This is a genomic window from Citrobacter sp. 506, assembly GCF_050434985.1.
Taxonomy (GTDB): Bacteria; Pseudomonadota; Gammaproteobacteria; order Enterobacterales; family Enterobacteriaceae; genus Citrobacter; species Citrobacter braakii.
On the sequence record NZ_JBNDJN010000004.1, the window covers coordinates 452,939 to 461,352 of the forward strand.

The 8,414-nt window shown below is 50.1% G+C and carries 6 protein-coding genes and 1 rRNA gene; 6 read left to right on the plus strand and 1 reads right to left on the minus strand.

The window, feature by feature from the left end:
* The first annotated feature begins 9 nt into the window (after positions 1-9).
* The 6 genes from ABIE10_RS17710 to ABIE10_RS17735 all read left to right on the plus strand — a co-directional run bounded on the left by ABIE10_RS17710 (position 10) and on the right by ABIE10_RS17735 (position 8,233).
* A complete protein-coding gene (locus ABIE10_RS17710; protein ID WP_047499797.1) occupies positions 10-3,123 on the plus strand; it encodes an efflux RND transporter permease subunit in 3,114 nt (1,037 codons plus the stop codon).
* 272 nt (positions 3,124-3,395) lie between these two features.
* On the plus strand, positions 3,396-3,617 hold the full coding sequence (locus tag ABIE10_RS17715) for a lipoprotein (RefSeq protein ID WP_003025292.1): 222 nt from the start codon (positions 3,396-3,398) through the stop codon (positions 3,615-3,617).
* Between the two features lie 460 nt (positions 3,618-4,077).
* Positions 4,078-5,103 (plus strand): amino acid ABC transporter substrate-binding protein, encoded by a 1,026-nt coding sequence (locus ABIE10_RS17720; RefSeq protein WP_003025295.1) that lies wholly within the window; start codon positions 4,078-4,080, stop codon positions 5,101-5,103.
* Positions 5,104-5,172: 69 nt separating this feature from the next.
* The gene (locus ABIE10_RS17725) at positions 5,173-6,354 is read left to right on the plus strand and encodes an amino acid ABC transporter permease (protein ID WP_200049555.1); all 1,182 of its coding nucleotides are present in this window, start codon (positions 5,173-5,175) and stop codon (positions 6,352-6,354) included.
* A gap of 9 nt (positions 6,355-6,363) precedes the next feature.
* Entirely contained in the window at positions 6,364-7,467 is a 1,104-nt protein-coding gene (locus ABIE10_RS17730; protein WP_141875726.1) for an amino acid ABC transporter permease, read from the plus strand.
* Positions 7,468-7,474: 7 nt separating this feature from the next.
* Positions 7,475-8,233 (plus strand): amino acid ABC transporter ATP-binding protein, encoded by a 759-nt coding sequence (locus ABIE10_RS17735; protein WP_016154732.1) that lies wholly within the window; start codon positions 7,475-7,477, stop codon positions 8,231-8,233.
* A gap of 84 nt (positions 8,234-8,317) precedes the next feature.
* Here ABIE10_RS17735 and rrf read toward each other — a convergent pair.
* Positions 8,318-8,414, minus strand: a 5S ribosomal RNA gene (gene rrf, locus ABIE10_RS17740); the annotation flags it as partial.

Sequence of the window (8,414 nt, forward strand, 5' to 3'; positions counted from 1 at the left end):
TAACCGGACATGGCTAACTTTTTTATCAATCGCCCTATTTTTGCCTGGGTTCTGGCCATCATTCTGATGATGGCAGGGGCTCTGGCAATCATGCAACTGCCCGTTGCACAGTATCCGACCATTGCACCTCCTGCGGTCGCTATTTCTGCCACCTACCCAGGTGCGGATGCGCAGACAGTACAAGACACGGTTACGCAGGTTATCGAACAGAATATGAACGGTATCGATAACCTGATGTATATGTCCTCCACCAGCGATTCCTCCGGGAGCGTCACCATTACTCTGACTTTCGAGTCGGGTACTGACCCGGATATCGCACAGGTCCAGGTGCAAAACAAATTACAGTTAGCGATGCCCTTACTGCCTCAGGAAGTACAGCAGCAGGGAATCAGCGTCGAGAAATCCAGCAGCGGTTTCCTGATGGTGGCGGGTTTTGTCTCCGATAATAACAATCTGACGCAGGATGATATTTCCGACTATGTGGCGTCTAACGTTAAAGACGCAATAAGCCGAACAGCCGGTGTCGGCGATGTCCAGATGTTTGGTGCACAGTACGCAATGCGCATCTGGCTCGACAGCAATGCAATGAACAAATATCAGTTGACTCCGCTGGACGTTATCAATCAACTGAGAACGCAAAATAATCAGATTGCCGCAGGACAACTGGGAGGCGCGCCATCCGTCCAGGGTCAACAACTTAATGCCTCCATTATTGCTCAGACACGCCTGAAAACGCCGGAAGAGTTTGGTCGCATAACGCTGAAGGTGGGCCAGGATGGCTCAATGGTTCACCTCAGAGATGTAGCCCGCATCGAACTCGGCGGCGAAAACTATAACATGGTGACGAAAATTAATGGTCAGCCCGCAACAGGTCTGGGCATTAAGCTGGCGACCGGTGCAAACGCGCTGGATACTGCTGCAGGCGTCAAAGCAAAGCTGGCTGAGTTACAACCTTTCTTCCCGCAAGGTTTGCAAGTGGTTTACCCCTATGACACTACACCATTTGTAAAAATCTCGATTAACGAGGTGGTGAAAACGCTGTTTGAAGCCATCATCCTCGTCTTCCTGGTGATGTACCTGTTCCTGCAAAATCTGCGCGCCACGCTGATTCCAACTATCGCAGTGCCTGTCGTGCTGTTGGGAACATTCGCGATCCTCGCAGCATTCGGATTCTCCATCAACACGCTAACGATGTTCGGAATGGTGCTGGCCATCGGCCTGCTGGTCGATGACGCCATCGTGGTAGTAGAAAACGTCGAACGCGTCATGGCGGAAGAGAAACTGCCGCCCAAAGAGGCGACGCAGAAATCCATGGTCCAGATCCAGGGCGCACTGGTCGGGATCGCGATGGTGCTCTCGGCGGTATTTATCCCCATGGCGTTCTTTGGCGGCTCGACCGGCGCCATTTACCGCCAGTTCTCTCTGACCATTGTTTCAGCGATGGCGCTTTCTGTTCTGGTCGCCCTCATTCTTACGCCAGCGCTTTGCGCAACGCTGCTAAAACCCGTTTCCGCCGGACATGTTGAAAAGAAAGGCGGTTTTTTCGGATGGTTTAACGCCCTGTTCGATAAAAGCGTCGGGCATTACAGCAATAGTATCAGCGGTATTCTGCGCAAAACCGGACGCTACTTGTTGCTATATGTTCTTATCGTCGGCGGAATGGCTGTTCTGTTTTTACGCCTCCCTACCTCCTTCTTGCCCGAAGAGGATCAGGGGGTCTTTATGACAATGGTGCAACTTCCTGCTGGTGCGACACAGACGCGCACACAGCAGGTGCTGGATCAGATTCAGAATTACTACCTGAACCAGGAAAAAGCGAACGTAAAATCGGTGTTCACCGTTAATGGCTTCAGCTTTAGCGGCCAGGGACAGAACTCCGGTATCGTCTTTATTAGCCTCAAACCATGGGAAGAGCGTTCGGGCGATGAAAACGGCGTGACGGCTATCGTCGAACGTGCGACCAGGGCGTTCAGCCAGATTAAAGATGGACTGGTGTTCCCGTTCAACATGCCTGCCATTCTTGAACTGGGTACCGCGACCGGCTTTGATTTTCAGTTAATTGATCAGGCTAACCTCGGTCATACAGAACTGACGAAAGCCCGGAACCAGTTGCTGGGTATGGTGAGAGAACATCCAGATTTGCTGGTGCGCGTGCGCCCTAACGGTCTGGAAGATACCCCGCAATTTAAGCTGGATATTGATCAGGAAAAAGCCCAGGCGTTAGGCGTAAGTCTGTCGGATATAAACCAAACGATTTCCACGGCCCTTGGCGGCACCTATGTGAACGATTTTATCGATCATGGCCGAGTGAAAAAGGTATACGTTCAGGCTGACGCGCCGTTCCGTATGTTACCCAACGACATCAACAATCTCTACGTACGTAGTGGGAATGGTGAAATGGTGCCATTCTCTGCGTTCAGTTCGTCGCATTGGATTTATGGTTCACCCCGCCTGGAGCGTTACAACGGTATGCCATCAATGGAAATACTGGGAGAGGCCGCGCCGGGTCGAAGCACCGGTGAAGCCATGGCGCTCATGGAAAACCTGGCAGCACAGCTGCCAACCGGTATCGGCTATGACTGGACGGGAATGTCATATCAGGAACGGCTCTCCGGCAATCAGGCACCTGCGTTATACGCTATTTCGTTAATCGTTGTCTTCCTGTGTCTCGCCGCATTGTATGAGAGCTGGTCTATTCCATTTTCAGTCATGTTGGTTGTACCGCTTGGCGTGGTCGGTGCGCTTCTGGCGGCGTCCATACGCGGTCTGAATAACGACGTTTACTTCCAGGTAGGTCTGCTGACTACCATCGGTCTTTCCGCCAAAAACGCTATCCTTATCGTGGAGTTTGCTAAAGATCTGATGGATAAAGAAGGTAAAGGGTTAATTGAAGCCACACTGGAGGCATCACGCATGCGTCTTCGTCCAATCCTGATGACATCCCTGGCGTTTATTCTGGGGGTTATGCCTCTGGTTATCAGCCGCGGAGCAGGTAGCGGGGCGCAGAATGCGGTCGGAACAGGCGTAATGGGAGGCATGCTGACCGCGACATTGTTGGCAATCTTCTTCGTCCCCGTCTTCTTCGTTGTCGTCAGACGGCGTTTTAGTCGGCGCAACAATTAATTTGTAAAATAAAGGCGTCTTCGGACGCCTTTTTCACCTAAGATGGCCCTCTTTATTTATTAATAAGATAGCTATTTATTTCTAATAAAACCTTCCTGAAAAACTCGCCAGTCACCTTTCTTTTTATCCATTATTTTTACAATCCACATGAATTGAGATTATTCCTCATGTCAGTCTTTTTTTAAGAAGTGGTAAAATAATCGCCGAGTTCGCAGATGGCTTAGCGTTTGTCTTTGCTCAATTAGCGAAACGCTTATTTTTGAGGTAACACCATGAAAAGATTAATATCCGTTGCATTGCTTACCGCATTCCTGGCCGGCTGTGCACACGATTCTCCTTGCGTACCTGTATACGACGATCAGGGACGCCTGGTTCATACCAATACCTGTATGAAAGGCACCACGCAGGATAACTGGGAAACAGCCGGTGCCATCGCCGGTGGCGCAGCAGCCGTTGCCGGGCTGACGCTTGGGATAGTCGCCCTGACCAAATAAATCTTCTTAAAAGCGCGGTGGGTACCGCGCTTTTTGCAATAATAATTAAATCTTCATATAAGACAAAACGTTGGTATATAGCACTCAACGTATAATAAAATTATTATAGATTTTCCTCACATATCCACGATTTGAAATTAGCATTTTTTCAGTTCTTCGTAACAGCGCGCTTTCTTTTCATTATTCTCACGTCATCAATATTAACGTACGAAATCGTTATCACGCGTCCGGTTTGATTTTTAAATTTTTTGCGCCGAAATGTGGCTTACGTTTCAATTTTGCACCACTTCAGGGCGCTGCATTTATTTTTTCCTGTCTACACTCTGGATATTGCGTCGAATAATCGTGCGCAAAAACCTGGCACTACCTTTGCTTAAAAGAGTATGGCCATAGCCACAGACAGGTAAAAGACGTTTTCAGAACGTTTCCATAACAATAATTCCTCCACACAGGATGCTCTATGAAAAAGATGATAATAGCCAGCCTGGCAGCGGCCGGCGTGCTGCTTGCGGTTGCAAATCAGGCACATGCCGGCGCAACTCTTGATGCCGTAAAGAAAAAAGGTTTTGTGCAGTGTGGGATCAGTGACGGGTTGCCTGGCTTTTCTTATGCCGATGCAAGCGGTAAGTTCTCAGGTATTGATGTCGACGTATGTCGTGGCGTTGCCTCCGCCGTATTTGGCGATGATAGCAAAGTAAAATATACCCCGCTCACCGCCAAGGAACGCTTTACCGCACTACAATCTGGTGAAGTCGACATGCTCTCTCGTAATACCACCTGGACCTCCTCTCGTGACGCAGGAATGGGAATGTCTTTCACTGGCGTAACGTATTACGACGGCATTGGTTTTCTTACCCACAATAAAGCGGGTCTTAAGAGTGCTAAAGAGCTGGATGGCGCAACGGTTTGTATCCAGGCAGGAACAGATACCGAACTGAACGTGGCTGACTACTTTAAAGCCAACAACATGAAGTACACCCCTGTCACCTTTGACCGCTCGGATGAATCAGCTAAAGCTCTGGAATCTGGGCGCTGCGACACGCTGGCTTCCGACCAGTCTCAGTTGTACGCCCTGCGAATCAAGCTGAGTAATCCCGCGGAGTGGATTGTCCTGCCAGAAGTTATTTCTAAAGAACCGCTGGGACCTGTTGTACGTCGTGGAGACGATGAGTGGTTCTCCATTGTTCGCTGGACGCTGTTCGCCATGCTGAATGCGGAAGAAATGGGCGTTAACTCGAAAAACGTCGATGAAAAAGCGGCTAATCCTGCAACGCCGGATATGGCACACCTGTTAGGCAAAGAAGGGGATTATGGCAAGGATCTGAAGCTTGATAACAAATGGGCTTACAACATTATCAAGCAGGTAGGTAACTACTCGGAGATCTTTGAGCGTAACGTGGGATCGGAAAGCCCACTGAAGATCAAACGTGGACAGAACAACCTCTGGAATAACGGTGGCATTCAATATGCGCCACCGGTGCGCTAATGCGTAGTGATGTAACGGGCGCCGCGACTGCGGCGCTCAGTCCAGAGCCATAGTTACCGAGGTTTTCTTATGTTCCATCGCCGCTCAATCGTAAAAGGATCGTTATCCTTTTCTAACCCTGCGGTCCGCGCCTGGTTATTTCAAATACTTGCCGTCATTGCGGTCATCAGCATTGCGGTCTATCTCATCCATAACACGATAAATAACCTGAACAATAGTGGTATTACCTCGGGATTCTCTTTTCTCGATCGCAGCGCCGGATTTGGTATTGTCCAGCATCTGATCGATTACGAGCAAGGCGATACGTATGGCCGTGTCTTTATCGTTGGCCTGCTCAATACGCTATTAGTTTCTGCACTGTGTATTGTTTTCGCATCAATTCTCGGTTTCTTTCTCGGACTGGCACGCCTGTCAGATAACTGGTTATTACGAAAGCTCTCGACGATCTACATCGAAACGTTCCGCAATATACCGCCGCTGCTGCAGATCTTCTTTTGGTATTTCGCCGTATTACGTAACCTGCCCGGCCCACGTCAGGCCGTTAACGCGCTGGACTTGATGTTTCTGAGTAACCGGGGGCTCTATATTCCGGCACCGCAAATAGGAGAAGGATTTTTTGCCTTTTGCTGCGCTGTAATTATCACTATCGTCGTCACTATCGGGCTATTTCGCTACAACAGAATGCACCAGACTAAAACCGGTCAGCTACGCCGGACCTGGCCCACGGCTCTGGCGCTGATCGTGCTTTTACCGATGATCTCACAGTGGCTGTTTGGCGCAGCGCTTCACTGGGATATCCCCGCCCTTCGCGGTTTTAACTTCCGTGGCGGTATGGTGCTTATTCCCGAACTGGCTGCCCTGACGCTGGCGCTTTCAGTGTATACCTCGGCGTTTATTGCAGAAATTATTCGAGCGGGAATACAGGCCGTTCCTTATGGCCAACATGAAGCAGCACGCTCGCTGGGTCTGCCAAATCCGGTGACACTGCGCCAGGTGATCATCCCACAGGCGCTGCGCGTCATCATTCCCCCATTAACCAGCCAGTATCTGAATATCGTCAAAAACTCCTCACTTGCGGCTGCCATTGGCTATCCGGATATGGTTTCACTGTTTGCCGGCACGGTACTCAATCAAACAGGGCAAGCCATTGAAACCATTGCTATCACGATGTCGGTGTACCTGATCATCAGCCTGAGCATTTCTCTGTTGATGAATATTTATAACCGCCGTATTGCACTGATTGAGCGCTAAGGAGCCATGATGACAAAAGCACTGCTGTCTCACCCCTCGCGTCAGAACAGTAACCCGGCAAGCCGCAGTCTACTCTGGATGCGTAAAAACCTGTTCTCCAGTTGGTCAAATAGCCTGCTCACGCTGCTGTGCGTTTGGCTGATTTGGTCATTTCTTCCGCCACTGATGAACTGGGTATTCTTTCAGGCCAATTGGGTCGGTTCAACCCGCGCAGACTGCACCAAAGCAGGGGCTTGCTGGGTGTTCATTCATGAACGCTTTGGGCAATTCATGTATGGACTTTATCCCCACGATCAGCGCTGGCGCGTAAATCTGGCCCTAATCATTGGCCTGGCCTCTATCGTCCCTATGTTCTGGAAATCTATTCCTCACCGTGGCCGCTATATCGCCGTCTGGGCCGTCGTTTATCCCGTGGTGGTCTGGTGGTTGATGTACGGTGGTTTTTTCGGACTTGAGCGCGTAGAAACCCGACAGTGGGGCGGATTAACACTGACGCTTATCATTGCATCCGTGGGGATTGCGGGCGCGCTTCCGTGGGGTATTTTACTGGCGCTTGGACGTCGGTCTCATATGCCAGTCGTGCGGATTTTATCCGTCATTTTCATTGAGTTCTGGCGCGGTGTGCCGTTGATTACCGTCCTTTTTATGTCCTCGGTCATGCTTCCTCTGTTTATGTCCGAAGGGACCAGTATCGACAAACTTATCCGGGCGCTGGTCGGCGTGATTCTTTTCCAGTCGGCGTATGTCGCAGAAGTGGTTCGCGGAGGGTTACAGGCCCTACCAAAAGGTCAGTATGAAGCCGCTGAATCACTGGCGTTAGGGTACTGGAAAACGCAAGGGCTGGTCATTCTTCCGCAAGCCCTCAAGCTGGTTATTCCGGGTCTGGTTAACACGATTATCGCCCTGTTTAAGGATACCAGTCTGGTCATCATCATCGGCCTGTTTGATCTCTTCAGTAGCGTGCAGCAGGCAACTGTGGACCCTGCATGGTTGGGTATGTCGACGGAAGGATATGTTTTCGCTGCACTGATTTACTGGATCTTCTGTTTTAGCATGTCGCGTTACAGCCAACATCTGGAAAAACGTTTTAACACCGGGCGTACACCGCACTGAGGAATTTATGAGCCAATTATTAATGCCGTCTACCGACGCGATGATTACGCTGGAAAACGTCAACAAATGGTACGGACAGTTTCACGTCCTGAAAAACATCAACCTGAAGGTAAAGCAGGGAGAACGCATCGTATTATGCGGACCTTCCGGTTCGGGTAAATCGACAACTATCCGCTGTATCAACCACCTGGAAGAGCATCAGCAAGGACGTATTGTGGTGGATGGGATCGAACTCAATGAAGATATCCGCAATATTGAGCGCGTCAGACAAGAAGTTGGCATGGTCTTTCAGCACTTTAATCTCTTTCCTCATTTGACGGTCCTGCAAAACTGCACGCTGGCACCGATCTGGGTGCAAAAGATGCCAAAAAAAGAGGCTGAAGCTCTGGCAATGCACTACCTTGAGCGAGTTCGCATTGCTGAACATGCGCATAAATATCCCGGGCAAATCTCTGGTGGGCAGCAACAGCGCGTAGCCATTGCACGCTCACTGTGCATGAAACCCAAAATCATGTTATTCGATGAACCCACATCAGCGTTGGATCCTGAAATGGTAAAAGAAGTGCTTGATACCATGATAGGTCTGGCACAATCAGGCATGACCATGCTGTGTGTTACCCATGAAATGGGCTTTGCCCGTACAGTGGCCGACCGGGTGATCTTTATGGATCTTGGCGAGATTGTTGAACAGGCAGCACCGGATGAGTTTTTTGCTCACCCCAAATCTGAACGCACTCGTGCGTTTTTGTCGCAGGTTATCCATTAAAGTCATGCGCCGGATACAACCCGGCGTTTAACAGATAAAACAAAAGGCCCAGTCTTTCGACTGGGCCTTTTGTTTTTATTTGATGTCTGGCAGTTCCCTACTCTCGCATGGGGAGACCCCACACTACCATCGGCGCTACGGCGTTTCACTTCTGAGTTCGGCATGGGGTCAGGTGGGACCA